Origin of the sequence: Pedobacter heparinus, assembly GCF_032678725.1 — a bacterium.
GTDB lineage: Bacteria > Bacteroidota > Bacteroidia > Sphingobacteriales > Sphingobacteriaceae > Pedobacter > Pedobacter heparinus_A.
In genome coordinates this window covers 73,677-90,732 of the sequence record NZ_JAVTSC010000018.1, presented here as the reverse complement: position 1 = coordinate 90,732, position 17,056 = coordinate 73,677, and the positions used below count along the sequence as shown (strand labels likewise).

The window sequence follows — 17,056 nt, the reverse complement described above, 5'->3', positions numbered from 1 at the left end:
TCTTAAATTTGAACATGAGTTTTTCTCCACAATCTAAAGTTTGGATCTACCAAAGCAATCGTGCATTCAGCAATGACGAAGTAACTGCTATTCAACAGAAACTGGATGACTTTACTTCGGCCTGGAAAGCACATGGACACCAGCTGAAAGCAAAAGCCGAAATACTGCATAACTTTTTTATTGTATTTACTGTAGACCAGGCTACAGCCGGGGTAACAGGATGTTCAATAGATGCCTCCGTACGGGTAATTAAAGAAATTGAACAGGCTTATCACGTGGATCTGTTCGACCGGTTTAACATCGCTTATAAAATTGACGATAAGGTCATCGTAACCAATAAAGAAGATTTTGAGACCCTGGTAAACATCAGGACCGTTACCCCTAAAACCATTGTTTTCAACAACCTGGTGCAAAGCTTACAGGAATTTGAAGACAAGTGGGAAACACCTTTTGAGCAAAGCTGGCACAGCAAAGTATTTGCACATCTACTGTAAGTCTCTTCTTTAAACCAGAAAAATATCTCCCAGGCACCTTAAAAATCAAGAGGGCCCAACCTTCTCATATTCTTCAGAATAAGATACTGCCGGTGTTTGATGTATTGCGTTGGCCGCTTAGGCGTCCACCTTCTCGGATTTGGAAAACATGCCGCAATCAACGCAGCCTGCGAACGGCTCAACCTGGTACATGATTTACCAAAATAAGCTTGTGCAGCAGCCCCGGCGCCATATATGCCATCTCCCATCTCAATTACATTAAGATAAACCTCAAGAATACGTTCCTTACTCCAGAGCATTTCTATGAGCAAGGTAAAATAAGCCTCAAACCCCTTGCGTACCCAGGAGCGGCCCGGCCATAAAAACACATTCTTAGCCGTTTGCTGAGAGATGGTACTTCCACCCTTTACCTTTTTCCCCTTTTTATTGGTTTGAAAAGCCTTCTCTATGGCCTTCACATCAAAACCAATATGCTTTAAAAACAACTGGTCTTCTGCCGAAACAGCGGCACGCTTCATGTTATCGGAAATGTCTTCAAAATCGACCCATTCCTTTTCCATTTTTCCTGGCTTACCATCTGTTTTGCGTTCTATGTTGCGCAACACCATTAGTAAGGTAATAGGCGGGTTGATAAAGCGGTAAGCCAATACCCACAATACACTCACCATTAGAAACCAGAGAAACACCCTGGTCACCACCGATACAATTCTTTTAAACAGAGAGGGGCCGGACTTTCTGCTGGTCCGTTTACGTTTTGACATCGGCGCAAAGGTAAGGGTAATAAAATAATTTTAAATAAAAAAAGCGCCCCGGTTACGGGGCGCTTTTTTGTTATTCGCTTATCGCTGATTACTCAGCTACAACTTCGAAAGGAACTTTAACTTTCACTTCTTTGTGCAAGTTTAAGTTAGCAACATATTCGCCAACAAATTTAGGCTCAGTTTCGAAAGTGATGCGGCGGCGGTCAACATCAAAACCTTGTTGTTTCAATGCATCAGCAATCATAATGGTATTTACAGCACCAAAAATCTTACCTGTTTCACCAGCTTTAGCACCTATAGTTAATTTAACCTCAGTTAAACGCGCTGCAATGCCTTCTGCATCTTTTTTAATTTTATCTTGTTTAAAAGCAGCTTGTTTTAAGTTTTCTGCTAATACTTTCTTAGCTGAAGGAGTAGCCAATTGTCCAAATCCCTGAGGGATCAGGTAATTACGGCCATATCCTGGCTTTACATTCACGATATCATCTTTTTCCCCTAGGGATTTGATATCTTGTTTTAAAATAATTTCCATCTCTCAGCTCCTATTTTAATTGGTCAGCAACAAAAGGTAACAAACCAATGTGACGCGCACGTTTTACCGCCTGGGCCACTTTACGTTGAAACTTCAATGAAGTACCGGTTAAACGGCGAGGTAATAATTTACCTTGATCATTGATGAATTTCAACAAGAAGTTTGCGTCCTTATAATCAATATATTTAATACCATTCTTTTTGAAACGGCAATATTTTTTTCTGTTATCGTCCACTTTTGGAGCGGTAACATATTGTATCTGATCCTTTGCCATTATACTGCAGCCTCCTGTTTAGGTTTTTTGTTAAAAGCACCACTGCGTTTCTTCTCATTATATGCAACCGCATGACGGTCTAATCTAATGGTCAGGAAACGAAGCACACGCTCATCGCGTTTCAGCTCCAACTCCAATTTACTAATTAATTCACCTGAAGATTTGTACTCTGTAAGGTGGAAAAATCCGCTTGCTTTTTTTTCAATCGGATACGCTAATTTTCTCAAACCCCAATTGTCCTCTTGAACAATTTCGGCTCCGCTGTCAGTGATGATCTTGCTGTATTTGGCAATAGCCTCTTTCGCAATTTCTTCTGACAACAACGGGGTTAGAACGATAACAGTTTCGTACTGATTCATTGTTATTTATTTGTTTTTTAATTAATCCGCTCTTAATGCGGGATGCAAAAGTATTGATAAATTTCTATAAATCAAAAGGTTTATATAAAAGAAAAAAGAGATTGCGCTCTAAACAACCTCTTCAACATATACTTCTTAAGATTCCCTAGTACATGCGGACAACTTCTTTAAACTCCTGATCTTTAGATTTGATTACAAAAGTCAATTCGTCTGTATATACCTGCGAGACATTAAATTTTTTGGTAAATCTGGCAGTTCCATTAGCACTGGCATTAAATGCCTTGGCATATATCGCTTCATTATACTTATTAAATATCTCTATCTCCAATGGTCCTTCAGGAGCATTTTCCAGATTAAGCATAACGAATTCATTTTCTTTGGTTAAAACCGGCTTAAACTTATCCACTATCACCGGCTCTGAGATCAGGGCTTTCCCTTCCTCAATACGCAGGTTATAGATAGCAGTGCTCCATTCGTCCGCCAGCTTAAATGTAAAATTTCCATCAGGAAAAGCACTCAGGTTAAAAATTTTGGTAGCAGATCCCAAAGACCTGAGCGTATGCTCATACAATAATTCATCATCAGATCCGTAAAAGGAAACATCAACAACCTGTGGCCCTTCCATAAAAAAACTGATTGATTTTTGATCAACACCATTAACTTTGATCGAAAAACCTCTGCCAATTGCAAAAGAAATCGCAGAACTAAACAATAAAACTGCAAAAACACTGATTTTTAATAAATTTTTCATGATAAAATTGTTTTAGATTAAACAAATACTCAACAAAACAAAATTACATGTCATTTTTTCAAAAAATATCTATACGATTTTCCTATATCTATGCTATATTACCAACAAATAATAGTAAAAAATATAAAAATTAACACAAAATACACATTAACATAACAAATTAAATAAATAAAAAAGCATGAAACCAAGCTTCGAAGTCATTGAGCCCTCCTTTGGAAGTTCGTTTTATTATTCGAAATACGCCAAAGACGTCAACAATAAAGCACACCTATGGCATTACCATCCCGAAATCGAAATGGTCTTTGTAAACGGCGGAAGCGGGAAGCGGCAAATCGGTAGCCATCTTTCCTATTACACCGACGGAGACCTCATCCTGATTGGTGGAAATTTACCTCATTGCGGTTTTACCGACACCAACACGGGCAATAAAACCGAAAGCGTGATCCAGATGAAACCAGAATTTCTTGGAACCGGATTTTTGGCCTTACAGGAAACAAAAGGTATCGCCGAATTATTCAACAAAGCAAAAGGCGGCATCGCATTTGGCCCCCAAACAAAAGAAACCGTTGGCAGCAGTATTGAACTTATGGATGAACAGCCTCCTTTTGAGCGGCTGTTAACTTTACTGAAAGTTTTAAAAGCACTGGAAAACTCGGAAGACTATAAAATCTTAAACGCATCAGGCTTTGCCATGGAAATGCAGATCCAGGACAACGACAGGATCAGTATGGTTTTTAATTACATCAAAGACCATTTTCAGGAAGAGATCAATTTAATCGCCGTTGCTGAAATGGCCAGCATGACCGTTCCTTCTTTTTGCAGGTATTTCAAAAAGATCACTAAAAAAACATTCACTCAATTTGTAAACGAGTACCGCGTTGTACACGCTTCAAAGCTTCTGGCTGAAAAGCAGATCAGCATTGCCAATATCAGCTACGAAAGCGGCTTTAACAATTTCAGTCACTTTAATAAACTATTTAAAGCATTCACCGGTAAAAGTGCTTCACAATACCGGAAAGAGCTGAAGTCCGTTTTCAAGTAACCAGCATTCTACTTTCCGGATTTTCATTTTTATTTCCAAATTTTCAACATTCCAGGCTTCCAACATTCCAAGCTCAACAAAAATTCCTATTTTCGTAGGCGAATGGAAAACTTTATAGTATCAGCCCGTAAATACCGTCCGGCAACGTTTGAAACCGTTGTTGGTCAGCAACACATTACGGGTACTTTAAAAAACGCCATTAAGAACAACCAGCTGGCACAGGCCTTCTTGTTTTGCGGACCCAGAGGTGTAGGCAAGACCACCTGTGCACGCATCCTGGCCAAAACCATTAACTGTACCAGTTTAACGCCCGAACAGGAGGCCTGCGGCAGCTGCGAATCCTGTATTTCCTTTCAAACAGGACATTCCTTTAATTTTCATGAACTTGATGCGGCATCCAACAACTCTGTTGACGACATCAGGAGCCTGATTGAACAGGTCCGTATACCGCCACAAGCAGGGAAATATAAAATATACATCATTGATGAGGTGCACATGCTATCCGCAAATGCCTTCAATGCGTTCCTGAAAACACTGGAAGAGCCACCATCCTATGCTATATTTATATTAGCCACTACCGAAAAACATAAAATACTGCCTACCATATTGTCGCGTTGCCAAATCTTTGATTTCAACCGCATCCAGGTAGAAGACATAGCAGGTCACTTAAATAAAATTGCACAGCGTGAAAACATTGCAGTAGAAGCAGACGGGCTACATATCATTGCCCAGAAAGCAGATGGCGGTTTGAGGGATGCCCTTTCCATGTTTGACCAGATTGTAAGTTATACCAATAAAAACCTGACTTATAAATCGGTAATCGATAACCTCAACATCCTGGATTACGATTATTATTTCAAACTTACCCAATACCTTACTGCCACAGATGTAAGCCAGACACTCATCCTATTTGATGAGATCCTGAACAATGGATTTGATGGCAATAATTTCATCAACGGGTTGGCCAGTCACCTCAGGAACCTATTGGTTGCCAAAGACCCGCAAACCACCAAACTACTGGAAGTCAGCGAGAACATCAGGCAAAAATACATCAGCCAGAGTCAGCAGACACCGGTATCTTTTATTCTTACGGCGTTAAACCTGGCCAACCAATGTGACCTGAATTATAAAAACAGCAAAAACCAAAGGCTTCAGGTAGAAATGGCACTGATCAAAATGTGCCACATCCCATCGGTACTTCAACTCGCCAACACTGCAACTGACCTGGATCAGATTAAAAAAAAAACTAATGTAAGTTCTGTTCAGGCAACTCCGGCAACGGATTTACCTGTATCCAACCCTGTTGTTCCGCCAGGCAATATACCAGCTGCAGATCCTGCCCCTGCACCCCCCATTGCTCCGGAAAAACCCGCTGCAACACCAGCGGCAAGCATTCCATTGCCTAAAAAAACACCAGTCCCTTCCGCTAAAATTGCATTAAACCCCCTATCACTTACCCAGCAGCATAAAGTGTCTATGCTCGTTCCATCACTAAACGGCATTCAAAATAATGCGGATGGAGCAGAAGGCAACGAACCTAAATACATTACAGGAAGTGACAAAGAAGCATTTACCCAGGAGCAGCTGCTATTTTACTGGAACCAGTATATCAATATCGTGAAAGAAGCCAACAGGATCAACGTTTATACCCTGATGAGCAGCTCGGCACCCCTACTGGAAAGCCAGGAAGAAATTATGGTAGAAGTAGAACACAAACTACAGGAAGACCTGTTGCAGGAAGAAATGATAGACCTGCTGAACTTCCTGAGGCCAAGACTCAAAAACTTCAGCATCTATATCAAAACCAGGCAAGTGGTCAGAGAAGTAGTAAACCGTTTATATACCAGTACAGAAAAATACCAGTATCTGGTAGAAAAAAACCCGAAACTGGAAGAAATGCGCAGAAGGTTTAACCTGGATGTAAATCCATAGTAACCCTATTTAAAACATTACCTGCCCGGCTTATCATTAACAGGATACCCCTCTTCATCCAGGTCGTCGCGCTCATCCTCTGCAGTACGTGATAAGATTTCATCCTCCGGACTCAACTCCACACTTTCTCCTGAATTGTCAATACGCATCCCGGCCTCATCTAATTTTTCACTCATTTCTTTTTCATCGTCATATTCCGAACCAATATAAGGGTTCGATTCATCATAAGTAGAAATACTATCCTCACCATTAGGCGCTGATGTATCATAAGGCAAGGGATGGTCATAGTCTTCATCTTTGCCTTTTACATCAAATTCAAAGCTGTTTTTATCTTTATCAAAAGATAAGTTATCAAAATCCTGTGTCTCTCCTAAATCCATTGCATGGAGTTTGTCCTTGGCTTTCATATCGGTAAGTTTTATAGGAATAACGCAATTAAAAATCAAATGTTTTGACAAAAATAAAAGGGGCTGTATCATAATGATAATCAGCCCCTTCTATATATAAAAGTTATTTATCTTATAAACTTGCCAGCGCAATATTTAAAGTTTCGCTTGGGCGCATTGCTGCTGATGCCAGTTCATCGTCAGGATTGTAATAACCACCGATATTTTGTGGCTTACCCTGTGCAGCGATCAATTCTTCGTTTATCTTACCTTCGTTCAGGGCCAGTGTTTTTGCCAAAGGCGCAAACCTGGCCTGCAATGCAGCATCTTTTGACTGTGCAGCCAAAGCCTCAGCCCAGTATAAAGTCAGGTAAAAATGAGAACCCCTGTTGTCTAGCTGTCCAACCTTACGCGCAGGTGATTTGTCATTGGCCAGGAATTTTTCCGTAGCCACATCCAAAGTTTCAGCCAGCACCAATGCTTTGGCATTGTTTTGCGTTTGTCCCAAATGTTCTAAAGAAACGGCCAGGGCGAGGAACTCGCCCAGTGAATCCCAACGCAGGTAACCTTCCTGGATAAACTGCTCAATGTGTTTTGGTGCAGAACCACCGGCTCCGGTTTCAAACAAACCGCCACCATTCATCAAAGGAACAATAGACAACATTTTGGCTGAGGTTCCAAGTTCCAGGATCGGGAACAAATCGGTTAAGTAGTCACGTAAAACATTACCGGTAACCGAAATGGTATCTTCTCCTTTACGGAGCCGTTCTAAAGTAAATTTAGTAGCTTCAACAGGCGATAAAATGCGGATATCTAAGCCTGAGGTATCATGATCTGCCAGATATTTTTTCACTTTCGCAATGATCTCCCTGTCGTGTGCCCTGTTTTCATCCAGCCAGAATATTGCCGGCGTAGCCGATAAGCGGGACCTGTTTACTGCAAGTTTAACCCAGTCCTGAATCGGCGCGTCTTTGGTCTGGCACATCCGGAAAATATCACCTTTTTCAACTTTCTGATCAAAGAAAACTTTACCATCTGCATCAGTTACGCGGATTGTGCCTGCTGCCGTTGCCTGGAAGGTTTTATCATGAGAACCATATTCCTCTGCTTTTTGCGCCATCAAACCAACATTTGGCACCGAGCCAATGGTAGTGACATCAAAAGCTCCATGCGCTTTGCAATCGTCTATCGTAGCCGTATAAACACCAGCATAACAACGGTCCGGAATCATGGCAATGGTATCCTGCTGCTTATTGTCCTTGTTCCACATCTGACCAGAAGTACGGATCATTGCCGGCATCGATGCATCAACGATCACATCAGAAGGCACATGCAGATTGGTAATTCCTTTATCAGAGTTTACCATCGCCAATGCAGGCCCGTTAGCTATGGCCGCATCAATGGCAGCTTTCACTTCAGCTTCTTTGGCATTCCCGGCAATTTTAGCGTATACATCACCTAAACCATTGCGGGTATCTACATTCAACTCCTTAAAGAGCGCTGCATATCTGGTAAAAACATCAGCAAAGTAAACTTCAACAATAGCGCCAAAAATGATGGGATCAGATACCTTCATCATCGTTGCTTTTAAATGCGCCGAAAGCAATACACCTGCGGCTTTAGCTTCATCGATGGTTTTGGCAACAAAGGCTTTTAAGGCCGACAAGCTCAATGCCGAACTGTCAATCACCTCACCAGCTTTAAGCGGGGCCAATCCTTTCAACTCAGCAACTGCCCCATCAGTTCCAACAAACTCAATTTTAAACTGGGTCGCATCAGCCACCGTAACCGATTTTTCCGATCCATAAAAATCACCTTCAGTCATACTGGCCACCTTTGTTTTAGAATCTGCAGCCCAGGCACCCATGGAATGAGGATTTGCCTTTGCATAGTTCTTTACTGCTTTAGGCGCCCTGCGATCTGAATTACCTTCACGCAAAACCGGGTTAACTGCCGAGCCTAACACTTTTGCGTACCTTAATTTGATCGCTTTCTCTTCCTCAGTCTGTGCGTTGTCCGGATAATCAGGAATGGCAAAGCCTTGTGACTGTAATTCGGTGATCGCACCTACCAATTGTGGAATAGAAGCAGAAATATTTGGCAATTTAATGATATTAGCTTCCGGAGTAGTTGCCAGCTGTCCGAGCTCTGTCAACGCATCTCCAACTTTCTGGTCTTCTTTTAAAAGTTCCGGAAAGTTTGCTAAAATTCTTCCCGCTAAAGAAATATCCCTGCTTTCTACATCAATACCAGCCGAGGCTGTAAATGCCTGTACAATTGGTAAAAATGAATAGGTTGCCAGCATTGGCGCTTCGTCTGTTTTGGTATAGATAATTTTCGATGTGTCTGACATATTTTTATAAATACGATTATATGAATGAAAAATAAAAGCTGAGGGTTATGATAAACCGGCCTTTGACTAAAATCGCCTAAAGATAGGATAAACAGATGAAAGTTTAAAGGGGGATATGAAATGTAGCACTTAAATTTTAGCTTTGTTTCAGATGAAAACATTTTTTACCGGCTGTTTAACAGCACTTTGTTTTTCGGGTATTGCTCAGATCAAACCAGACAGCACAAAAAAGCTTAAGGAGGTGGAGATCCGCCCTTATTTTTCGGTTCAACCCTTAATCCGGTCAACCGGATCAATAGGAATAATAGACCAGACTGTACTGGACAGACAACCGGCTGGATCCTTCGTTTCTGCAGTAAACACCATCCCAGGTGTGCGTATGGAAGAACGCTCCCCAGGCAGTTACCGCCTTTCCATCCGCGGCAGCTTATTGCGGTCGCCCTTCGGCATTAGAAATGTGAAGATCTACTTAGACGATTTCCCCTTAACCGATGCAGGCGGCAACAGTTACCTGAATGCCCTGGATGTATCCGGCACCTTTGGGCTACAGGTATTAAAAGGGCCGCACAGCAGTATATTTGGCGCCAATTCAGGCGGTGTAATCCACATCCAGCCCCAAACTGCCCTGACAGACAGTACAGCGCTTGCTTTAAAACTGGAAGGCGGATCTTATGGTACTTTTCACGAAAACCTGGCCTTAAACCAGCGATTTAATAAATACAGTCTGAACATCACCCAAGCCTGGCAGCGCAGTGATGGCTACCGCGACCACAGTGCAATGGACCGCAAATATGTTCAAACCCTGCAGCAATGGGACTATACCAGAAATGCTGCGTTAAAGGCCTTAATATTTTATTCAGACCTTCATTACAATACACCCGGTGGCTTAACCGAGGTCCAGTATCTGCAAAACCCGAAGCTATCCAGACCGGCTGCAGGGCCATCAAAAAGTGCGATAGAACAGCAGGCAGGTATTTACAGCAAAACCTTATATGGCGGACTTTCCCATAACTGGCAGATCGCAACGCGGCTTAAACATGTCATTTCTGTATTTTCTTCCTATACCGACTTTAAAAATCCATTCATCAGCAATTATGAAAAACGCAAAGAGTTTACACTTGGTCTGCGATCTTATGTAGAATACGAAAAAAAACAGACCGGTGTAAACTGGAAAGTTGATCTGGGTGTAGAAAGCATGCAAACCAGATCTGACATCAGCAATTACGATAACAATTTCGGGCAGACAACTGCGCTTCAGTATTCCGATAAACTAAAAGCCGGTTCTAATTTCGCCTTCGGACACCTGGGTATCGACCTCATGAACAAGTGGCTGTTCGAACTTTCCGCAAGTGCCAATTTGTATAAATACGCTTATGAAAGTCTGGCACCGGTAGCCATTGCCCAAAGAAAGAACAGTTTTGAGGTACAATTTATGCCAAGGGCGGCACTCTCTTATCTCATTGACCAGCAATTCTCGGCCCGGGCTTCAATAAGCAAGGGCTATTCCCCTCCAAGCCTGGCAGAAATAAGGGCTTCCAACAATGTGATCAATGTAGACCTTCAACCCGAATATGGCTGGAATTACGAAAGCGGCTTAAGATACCAGACGACAAACAACAGGCTGTTTATAGACCTCACGGGTTTCTATTACCACCTCAAAAGCGCCATTGTAAGGCGACTGGACCAGAATGATGCTGAATATTTCATCAATGCCGGCGGCACCAAACAATGGGGCCTGGAAAGCACCCTTTCCTTTTGGATAATCCCTGTCCATACTTCCGGAATTATCAGAGGCCTTCAGTTCCGCAACGCCTATACCCTGAGCCAGTTCAAATTTGACAACTACATCGATAAAACAGACAATTTTTCCGGTAATCAACTTACCGGGGTACCTAAAACCATGCTGCTGAGCAGTGCCGATGTACAATTGCCAAAAGACCTTTATTTTTTCCTGCAGCACAACTTTACTTCCCAGATCCCGCTAAATGATGCCAATACCGCTTACGCAAAAAAATACCATATCCTGCAGGCAAAAATCGGCTGCAAAAATTTACGGATTAACCGTTTCCCTGTCGAAATTTTTGCTGGTGCAGATAACCTGTTAAACCAAAAATACAGCCTGGGAAATGACCTGAATGCGTTTGGCGGCCGCTATTACAATGCAGCCGCCAAACGCAGTTTTTACGGAGGTCTGGCTGTCAGGTTTAACCGGATCTGATCATTTAACCTCAACAAACAGTTTGTCCTCCTCTTTATCCAACAGTTGCAGGGTATTCACATTAACTTCAATAGTATAACGCTGCTCACCCTTTTTATCAGTATAGCTCTGCGTAACCAGTTTTCCTTCCACGCTGAACTGCGTCCCTTTTACAATAGATTTTTCTGCCAGCTCCGCTTTTTTATTCCAGAATACCAGGTTAAACCACTGGGTCTGGTTAACGGGTTCACCAGCGCTGTTCTTATAAAATTCATTAATGGCTATACTTACCCTCGCCATTCTTTTCTGGTTGGCAAAATTGAGCACTACGGGATCATTACCCGCAAATCCTGTTAACCTGACACTGTTTTTTACATTTTCCATTTTTACACGTTTTATAAGTTGCTAAACAACGGTTTCACCGCAAAACCGATACGACAAAAATGAATAAGGAGCACCCGATTAGCCGGAAGTTAAACGGATATATCCGTTTATATACGGTTAATACATATAATTACTACATTAGCTTCAAAAATTAAACGATGTCAAAAATTTATCATTTCCTTGTTATTGCCGGCCTTTTGGTGTTATTTTTTGTCGATCAGGCCTCGGCAAAGAAAAAAAGAATCCTCGTATTTTCTAAAACTTCCGGTTTTCACCATGCCTCCATACCCAAAGGGGTAGCTGCAATCCAGAAATTAGGCCTGGAAAACAAATTTGACGTAGACAGTACCATCGATGCAGAAAAGTTTACCCCAAAAAACCTGAAACAATACGCCGCAGTTGTTTTTTTAAATACCACCGGCGACGTATTAAACGATGAACAGCAAAGCGCTTTTGAACAATACATTAAAGCTGGCGGAGGTTACGTAGGCGTACATGCAGCTACCGATACCGAATACGGCTGGCCATGGTATGGCAAGCTGGCAGGCGCTTATTTCATCAATCACCCTGCACAGCAGGAAGCCATATTAAATGTGGTAAACAGAAATACCATTGCCACCAGACATTTGCCCGAAGTTTGGAAACGCAAAGATGAGTGGTACAATTTTAAAGACCTGAATCCGGATGTAAAAGTGCTCATCACCATAGACGAAAGCAGTTATAAAGGTGGCAAAAACGCCCCCGTTCATCCTATGGCCTGGTACCATGATTTTGAAGGAGGGCGCTCTTTTTATACCGAACTCGGCCACGTAGATGAATCTTATGCAGACCCGCTTTTTTTACAACACCTTTTGGGTGGCATCCAATACGCTATGGGTGTAAAAAAGATGGAGTAAACCTAAGCATTAAGGATCCAGCGGATCAATCGGGTCTGGCTCCAGGGACTGCTCCACCGGGTAAAAACCGGTGTCCTCAGGGCTGATGACACTAATTTTTTTATAAGGCACATAGCCCAGGTCCCTGATGGCTGTCTTTTCCATCTTTCCGGTAATATATGTACTTTGACTGGTATCCGTAACGATCAGTATGGGCTTACCGGCGGGCATCCCAAAACGGTAAACCATACGACTGGCATTACGGATATTGGTTGTGGTATGCCTGGCATGCGGCTCAATGAATACCACATCCTCCGGAATACCCAGCTTTTCAACCAGGTACTTCTTCATTTCCACAGCTTCATTAAAAGGTGTCCTAAAAGGATGGACCTGCCCGCCTGAAACCACAATAAAGGGGGCAAGGCCTTTTTTATACCGGATCACTGCGGCTTCACAACGTTTAGCCCCATTTGGGTCTAATGCTACACCCTCTTCTTCAGGCCCCAGGCCAGGAACCAGGATCATACTATAGGGAAACGCCGACCAATCGGTATGTTTAATTTTTTGAAACGCAGCTCCGTTCAAACCTCCGTTAAGCGGTTCATAACGGGCAGCCTCATCTCTGCCATTCAGTTTCAGCACCCCAAGTGCGGTATGAAGCGGCAGCTCAAAAAACAAGGACTGGGTTCCCGTCCGGTCTGCTTCCGCTTTCAGCAAGTCATATACCTGTTTGCTGAAAACAGTATCACCAGGCTTAAAACTGATGGAATCAATTTTTGCATATCTCGGCGGTTTGGAGGAAACGTATACCTCAAAAATCCGGTTAATCCCTGCAGCACTGCTGTTCCAGGACTTCCGCAAAGCAAGCGTATCCTTTCCCAGCCCTTTCAGCTTCTTCAGCTCATCACCAATCAGCCTCACTTCCTGCTTTGTCCAAAGCATTGCAGTAGTGTAACAGGAAACCTGCTTACATGCTGACAGCGCCTGCTGCACCCTTTTTTGCTGTGCAAGTTTTATTTGCTGAACTATTTTATTGTTAAGCAAACTGCGCTTTAATGTCGCATTCCCTTCCAGTTCCTGCAGCAGGGGAAAATTTTTAGCCAGTAAAACAGAATCTGTCCGCCTCGATTGCAGCAATTGCTGATATAAGGATTCATAACAAGGCAGCATGTCTTTCACATCCTTATACGCACTTTCATATAGAAATGGTCCTGTATAGCCCACTTCATTCAGGGCAGCAAGTATGGCCACCCAATTGTTCTGTCCTTGTCCGGAACAGGGAAAATAATGGTTTTCCTGTTTCCCGGTACCGTCAGCAATGTGTACCGTCCGCAGCCGTTTTCCCATGGCCAGGATCAGTTTTTCAGGATTTTTGATGTGGTTCATATCTATGGCAGCGTACACATCCTTTGGCAGACGCTTCATGATCTGCGTGGTTTCTTCCACCGAGCGGCACAAAGGGCGTTCCCGTGCGGCACCTGCAAGCAGATCAAAGCCCAGCATGTTTTCCACCACCATCGTTGCCCCGATTTTTTTTACGGAACCGTTTAAACTTTCTACCGATTTAACCAGTTGTTTAATCCTTGCCTCCCGCTCATTTAAGCCCAGAAAAAAACTGGGATGGAAAAGTACAATATGCGGCTGCAGAATTTCACAGTATTTTAGCACCTTCTGGTGCAGCGCCAGCACTATCCGGCGTTCCTTTTCATCGGTCAGCGAAAGATCGATGTCCTTCGAAAAAGGCATATGCACAGACCAGATCGTTATGCCCGCTGCCACTGCAATTTTCCTGGCTTGCTTCACTTTCTCCAGTGTTTCCTGCTCCGTTAGCTTAAACGTTCGGTCCTTGTTCAGCAATGCGCCCATAGAAACCTCTATATAATCCACACCTGCTGATTTGGCTGCTGTCATTTTTTCTGCAGTAATGGCATTGATGCCGATAGAATAGCCAATCTTTAAACGCTTTGGCGGTATGTTGCCGATCATACCAGTCCCTAAACAGGAGCCGGCGAGGAGGTTAGCTGCAAAAAAGAGCAGTATCCATAAATAGCGCTGATGTATATTGAATTTCATAAATCAAAAATTAAAGCGGGTTACCTGGCGTAATCTTCCGGATGCGGGCATTCGAAAGATCTGCAACATAAATAATTCCATTTGCATCTGCAACAGCATCAGTAGGTTGATTGTATTTAGAGCCGGTTTTACCTCCGTCCAAATAACCAGCGGTCCCGTCGCCCCCAATGCTGACCACATCCCCGGTTGAACGCATGATCCTGACCATATGACTGGTCAGATCGGCAATATAAAAATTCCCTTTAGCATCTACAGTTATCCCGAAAGGCTCAGCAAAAGATGCTTTCAATCCATTCCCGTCAACAGATTTGCTCAGTCCGTTACCTGCAACCGTGGTTACAACTCCCGTACTTACTGTTATTTTCCTGATCCTGTTGTTTTTCCTGTCGGCCACCAGTATATTGCCCTCCGCATCAACTGCAATACCAGAAGGATTCGCAAACCGTACATTTGGCCATACCCCGTCACCATAACCGGTAGTGCCGTTACCTCCTATCGTTGTTACCAGCCCATTCGGTGCTATTTTCCTGATCGCATGGTTGTTGTTGTCTGCCACATATACATTGCCATTCAGGTCTGTTGCAATGGCAATAGGGCCATTGAAACGGGCGGCGGTCCCTACCCCATCTAAAAATCCTGCTGAACTTCCCGCAATGGTTGTCACTAAACCTGTACCAGCGGCTATTTTTCTTACCCGGTGATTGCCATTGTCTGCGACATAGATGTTATCATCCTTATCTATCCCGATCTTATAAGGGTTCCGGAATTGGGCCACATCAGCAGCACCATCAATATTCCCTGCTACGCCAGAACCGGCCACTACAGAAACCTGTCCTGAAGGGCTGATCATCTTGATCCGGTTATTTCCCCTGTCGGCTACAATAAGGTTGCCTTTGCTGTCCATAATTACTCCTTCCGGGCTCCTGAACCTGGCTTCCTCCAGGGTTCCAACGGCATCACCTGCCGCCGCACCAGCATATGTACTGTTGAGGTATTCGATGGCAATTTCACCATAGGAGAATACCGGCCCTTTAGACAACCTGCCTTTTACACTTACCGTTAAGTTACCCGTACCCCCATCTTCAGGCGCCTCTACCTGCAATAAGGTATCTGTCGCCATCACTACCCTGGCATTGATGCCCGCAAATTTCACAATGTTCTCTTCAGGGTTGGGACTGAAACGCTTCCCACGCACCGAAACAATTGTTTTTGCCGGTCCCTGGGCAGGTATGATCGATTTGATCACCGGATTTAAGGGAATGGCCTGTTCTTCTTTATTGCAAGCCGTCAATAACAGTCCAAAAACTGCAGCGATATAAAATATTCTCATCGTCATCAAGTTAAAATGTTAATCCAGGTTTTGATACACTGTAAATGAATCTATATTCAGCAAGCCGTTAAGTACAAAGGGAACATTAGAAACACCAAGTCCTAATTTATTGACCCTGAAGCGCACTGCCCCCTTAATATTTAAGTTAAAAGTGACACTTTTTGCCACCGCAGCTGCATCAGCAATATCGCTGCCCGCAGCAGTCCATGTCGCACCACCATCCTGCGAATACTCCAGTCTCCAGGTAGAGGAGGGTTCGGTTCCATACGAACCATAAGCCAGCGTAACCTTCGAGGCGCCATCAGGCAAATCGAAATTCATCTGCAATAACGCCGGAACACTCAGGTTTTTCTGCATCCTGATGCACTGGTTGCCACTCGGATCAAACCGGTCACTGTTGCGTACCGCACCAAAAACACTCTGATACAGTTTCCAGCTACCCGATTTAAGCGTAACATTATTGTCGGTAGCAGGCATGTCATAAGCAGATTTTGCAGCGGCCAGGGGCGTTTCAAAATCTTCCGGGAAGTTGGCATATGCCGTTCCGCTTGCATTGCTCACATCTGCTTCGGCCCTCATTTTAAGCAATTGCTTAGCCCCTATATTGGTGTTTTTACTGGCATTATGATACGTCGGAATACCAACAAATGTGGCATTCATCGGCAAGCTTTCCTTTGCAAAAACGGCCGTTGCCTGAGTACTCAGGTAAATGCTTCCGCCAGTACCATCGTCCAGCAGCCGCTCTCCCTCAAAGGTATCACCTGCAACAGGAACCGGCATGATACCGGCATTATTGATCCTTACCAGTGTGCTTTCATAAGTCAGAAAATTAGAAAACAGTTCGCTGGCTGCAATGGTACGTATCACGGTTTCCTTCCCCGCAGAAACCCTGGTGATCCCCGAAACATTTAATCCGCTGATCAGCAGCCTGCCGTTTTTCCGGGTAAGCGTTGCCCCACTCAATTCAATTTTAACAGAATCACCAGGTACATAAGTATCAAGGGCTGCTGATCCAAAATCCAGGGAAATCCCTGCCAGCTTATTTTTAGAGACATTCTGGATCACCAGTTCGCCAGGCTCCACATTTAAAGATGCAGCGTCTGAAATGACGATACCAGCAACCTGGTTTGCACCCATTAAGATTTCCGGTTTTAGTGCGACATCATCACCGTTATACAAACTTCTGATAAAATCTACCCCTACTATCGGGCTGATCACACCCGAAGCCGTATTTTCTTTTTCGCAGCCCGCCAGGATACCTAATCCGAGAACGACTGTCCATATTTGATATTTAATTCTTTTCATGCTGTGTA

The 17,056-nt window shown here is 43.5% G+C and carries 16 protein-coding genes; 5 read left to right on the top strand and 11 right to left on the bottom strand.

Annotation, left to right across the window (positions count from 1 at the left end):
• Window positions 1-14: 14 nt before the first annotated feature.
• Window positions 15-494: an ABC transporter ATPase gene (locus R2Q85_RS22420; RefSeq protein ID WP_316814042.1), complete on the top strand. Its 480-nt coding sequence runs from the start codon at window positions 15-17 to the stop codon at window positions 492-494.
• A 38-nt stretch (window positions 495-532) separates the two neighbouring features.
• On the opposite strand, the gene mtgA is transcribed toward R2Q85_RS22420, so the two are convergent.
• From mtgA to R2Q85_RS22395, 5 genes are all read right to left on the bottom strand, one after another.
• On the bottom strand, window positions 533-1,255 hold the full coding sequence (mtgA, locus tag R2Q85_RS22415) for a monofunctional biosynthetic peptidoglycan transglycosylase (RefSeq protein WP_316814041.1): 723 nt from the start codon (window positions 1,253-1,255) through the stop codon (window positions 533-535).
• A gap of 88 nt (window positions 1,256-1,343) precedes the next feature.
• The gene (gene rplI, locus R2Q85_RS22410; protein ID WP_316814040.1) at window positions 1,344-1,787 is read right to left on the bottom strand and encodes a 50S ribosomal protein L9; all 444 of its coding nucleotides are present in this window, start codon (window positions 1,785-1,787) and stop codon (window positions 1,344-1,346) included.
• Window positions 1,788-1,797: 10 nt separating this feature from the next.
• On the bottom strand, window positions 1,798-2,061 hold the full coding sequence (rpsR, locus tag R2Q85_RS22405) for a 30S ribosomal protein S18 (protein ID WP_131594648.1): 264 nt from the start codon (window positions 2,059-2,061) through the stop codon (window positions 1,798-1,800).
• Window positions 2,061-2,420 carry a 30S ribosomal protein S6 gene (gene rpsF / locus R2Q85_RS22400; protein ID WP_316814039.1) on the bottom strand — a complete coding sequence of 120 codons (360 nt, stop codon included), beginning with the start codon at window positions 2,418-2,420 and terminating at the stop codon, window positions 2,061-2,063. The genes rpsR and rpsF overlap by 1 nt, the downstream gene beginning before the upstream one ends.
• Window positions 2,421-2,565: 145 nt before the next feature.
• Window positions 2,566-3,171 (bottom strand): hypothetical protein, encoded by a 606-nt coding sequence (locus R2Q85_RS22395; protein ID WP_316814038.1) that lies wholly within the window; start codon window positions 3,169-3,171, stop codon window positions 2,566-2,568.
• Window positions 3,172-3,349: 178 nt separating this feature from the next.
• Here R2Q85_RS22395 and R2Q85_RS22390 point away from each other — a divergent pair, with 178 nt between their 5' ends.
• Both R2Q85_RS22390 and R2Q85_RS22385 read left to right on the top strand, forming a co-directional pair.
• The gene (locus R2Q85_RS22390) at window positions 3,350-4,213 is read left to right on the top strand and encodes an AraC family transcriptional regulator (protein WP_316814037.1); all 864 of its coding nucleotides are present in this window, start codon (window positions 3,350-3,352) and stop codon (window positions 4,211-4,213) included.
• A 102-nt stretch (window positions 4,214-4,315) separates the two neighbouring features.
• Window positions 4,316-6,145, top strand: a complete 1,830-nt coding sequence (locus tag R2Q85_RS22385; protein WP_316814036.1) for a DNA polymerase III subunit gamma/tau — start codon at window positions 4,316-4,318, stop codon at window positions 6,143-6,145.
• A 17-nt stretch (window positions 6,146-6,162) separates the two neighbouring features.
• Here the strand turns inward: R2Q85_RS22385 and R2Q85_RS22380 are convergent, their stop codons facing one another.
• Entirely contained in the window at window positions 6,163-6,552 is a 390-nt protein-coding gene (locus R2Q85_RS22380; protein ID WP_316814035.1) for a hypothetical protein, read from the bottom strand.
• Between the two features lie 112 nt (window positions 6,553-6,664).
• Complete coding sequence (locus tag R2Q85_RS22375) at window positions 6,665-8,884, bottom strand: NADP-dependent isocitrate dehydrogenase (RefSeq protein ID WP_316814034.1); 2,220 nt, start codon at window positions 8,882-8,884, stop codon at window positions 6,665-6,667.
• 151 nt (window positions 8,885-9,035) lie between these two features.
• Here R2Q85_RS22375 and R2Q85_RS22370 point away from each other — a divergent pair, with 151 nt between their 5' ends.
• Window positions 9,036-11,102, top strand: a complete 2,067-nt coding sequence (locus tag R2Q85_RS22370; protein ID WP_316814033.1) for a TonB-dependent receptor — start codon at window positions 9,036-9,038, stop codon at window positions 11,100-11,102.
• Here the strand turns inward: R2Q85_RS22370 and R2Q85_RS22365 are convergent, their stop codons facing one another.
• Window positions 11,103-11,465 (bottom strand): single-stranded DNA-binding protein, encoded by a 363-nt coding sequence (locus tag R2Q85_RS22365; protein ID WP_316814032.1) that lies wholly within the window; start codon window positions 11,463-11,465, stop codon window positions 11,103-11,105.
• Window positions 11,466-11,623: 158 nt separating this feature from the next.
• On the opposite strand from R2Q85_RS22365, the gene R2Q85_RS22360 reads away from it, so the two are divergent.
• Window positions 11,624-12,361: a ThuA domain-containing protein gene (locus tag R2Q85_RS22360; protein ID WP_316814031.1), complete on the top strand. Its 738-nt coding sequence runs from the start codon at window positions 11,624-11,626 to the stop codon at window positions 12,359-12,361.
• 9 nt (window positions 12,362-12,370) lie between these two features.
• Here the strand turns inward: R2Q85_RS22360 and R2Q85_RS22355 are convergent, their stop codons facing one another.
• From R2Q85_RS22355 to R2Q85_RS22345, 3 genes are read right to left on the bottom strand one after another with little or no spacing between them, the layout of a single operon-like run.
• Window positions 12,371-14,413 (bottom strand): TIM barrel protein, encoded by a 2,043-nt coding sequence (locus R2Q85_RS22355; protein ID WP_316814030.1) that lies wholly within the window; start codon window positions 14,411-14,413, stop codon window positions 12,371-12,373.
• A gap of 10 nt (window positions 14,414-14,423) precedes the next feature.
• The gene (locus R2Q85_RS22350; RefSeq protein ID WP_316814029.1) at window positions 14,424-15,743 is read right to left on the bottom strand and encodes an IPT/TIG domain-containing protein; all 1,320 of its coding nucleotides are present in this window, start codon (window positions 15,741-15,743) and stop codon (window positions 14,424-14,426) included.
• An 18-nt stretch (window positions 15,744-15,761) separates the two neighbouring features.
• Complete coding sequence (locus tag R2Q85_RS22345; RefSeq protein WP_316814028.1) at window positions 15,762-17,048, bottom strand: DUF5689 domain-containing protein; 1,287 nt, start codon at window positions 17,046-17,048, stop codon at window positions 15,762-15,764.
• Window positions 17,049-17,056 lie beyond the last annotated feature (8 nt).

Coding starts and splice junctions, on each gene's coding strand:
- R2Q85_RS22420 (WP_316814042.1), top strand. CDS start 15: ATGAGTTTTTCTCCACAATCTAAAGTTTGGATCTACCAAAGCAATCGT.
- mtgA (WP_316814041.1), bottom strand. CDS start 1,255: ATGTCAAAACGTAAACGGACCAGCAGAAAGTCCGGCCCCTCTCTGTTT.
- rplI (WP_316814040.1), bottom strand. CDS start 1,787: ATGGAAATTATTTTAAAACAAGATATCAAATCCCTAGGGGAAAAAGAT.
- rpsR (WP_131594648.1), bottom strand. CDS start 2,061: ATGGCAAAGGATCAGATACAATATGTTACCGCTCCAAAAGTGGACGAT.
- rpsF (WP_316814039.1), bottom strand. CDS start 2,420: ATGAATCAGTACGAAACTGTTATCGTTCTAACCCCGTTGTTGTCAGAA.
- R2Q85_RS22395 (WP_316814038.1), bottom strand. CDS start 3,171: ATGAAAAATTTATTAAAAATCAGTGTTTTTGCAGTTTTATTGTTTAGT.
- R2Q85_RS22390 (WP_316814037.1), top strand. CDS start 3,350: ATGAAACCAAGCTTCGAAGTCATTGAGCCCTCCTTTGGAAGTTCGTTT.
- R2Q85_RS22385 (WP_316814036.1), top strand. CDS start 4,316: ATGGAAAACTTTATAGTATCAGCCCGTAAATACCGTCCGGCAACGTTT.
- R2Q85_RS22380 (WP_316814035.1), bottom strand. CDS start 6,552: ATGAAAGCCAAGGACAAACTCCATGCAATGGATTTAGGAGAGACACAG.
- R2Q85_RS22375 (WP_316814034.1), bottom strand. CDS start 8,884: ATGTCAGACACATCGAAAATTATCTATACCAAAACAGACGAAGCGCCA.
- R2Q85_RS22370 (WP_316814033.1), top strand. CDS start 9,036: ATGAAAACATTTTTTACCGGCTGTTTAACAGCACTTTGTTTTTCGGGT.
- R2Q85_RS22365 (WP_316814032.1), bottom strand. CDS start 11,465: ATGGAAAATGTAAAAAACAGTGTCAGGTTAACAGGATTTGCGGGTAAT.
- R2Q85_RS22360 (WP_316814031.1), top strand. CDS start 11,624: ATGTCAAAAATTTATCATTTCCTTGTTATTGCCGGCCTTTTGGTGTTA.
- R2Q85_RS22355 (WP_316814030.1), bottom strand. CDS start 14,413: ATGAAATTCAATATACATCAGCGCTATTTATGGATACTGCTCTTTTTT.
- R2Q85_RS22350 (WP_316814029.1), bottom strand. CDS start 15,743: ATGAGAATATTTTATATCGCTGCAGTTTTTGGACTGTTATTGACGGCT.
- R2Q85_RS22345 (WP_316814028.1), bottom strand. CDS start 17,048: ATGAAAAGAATTAAATATCAAATATGGACAGTCGTTCTCGGATTAGGT.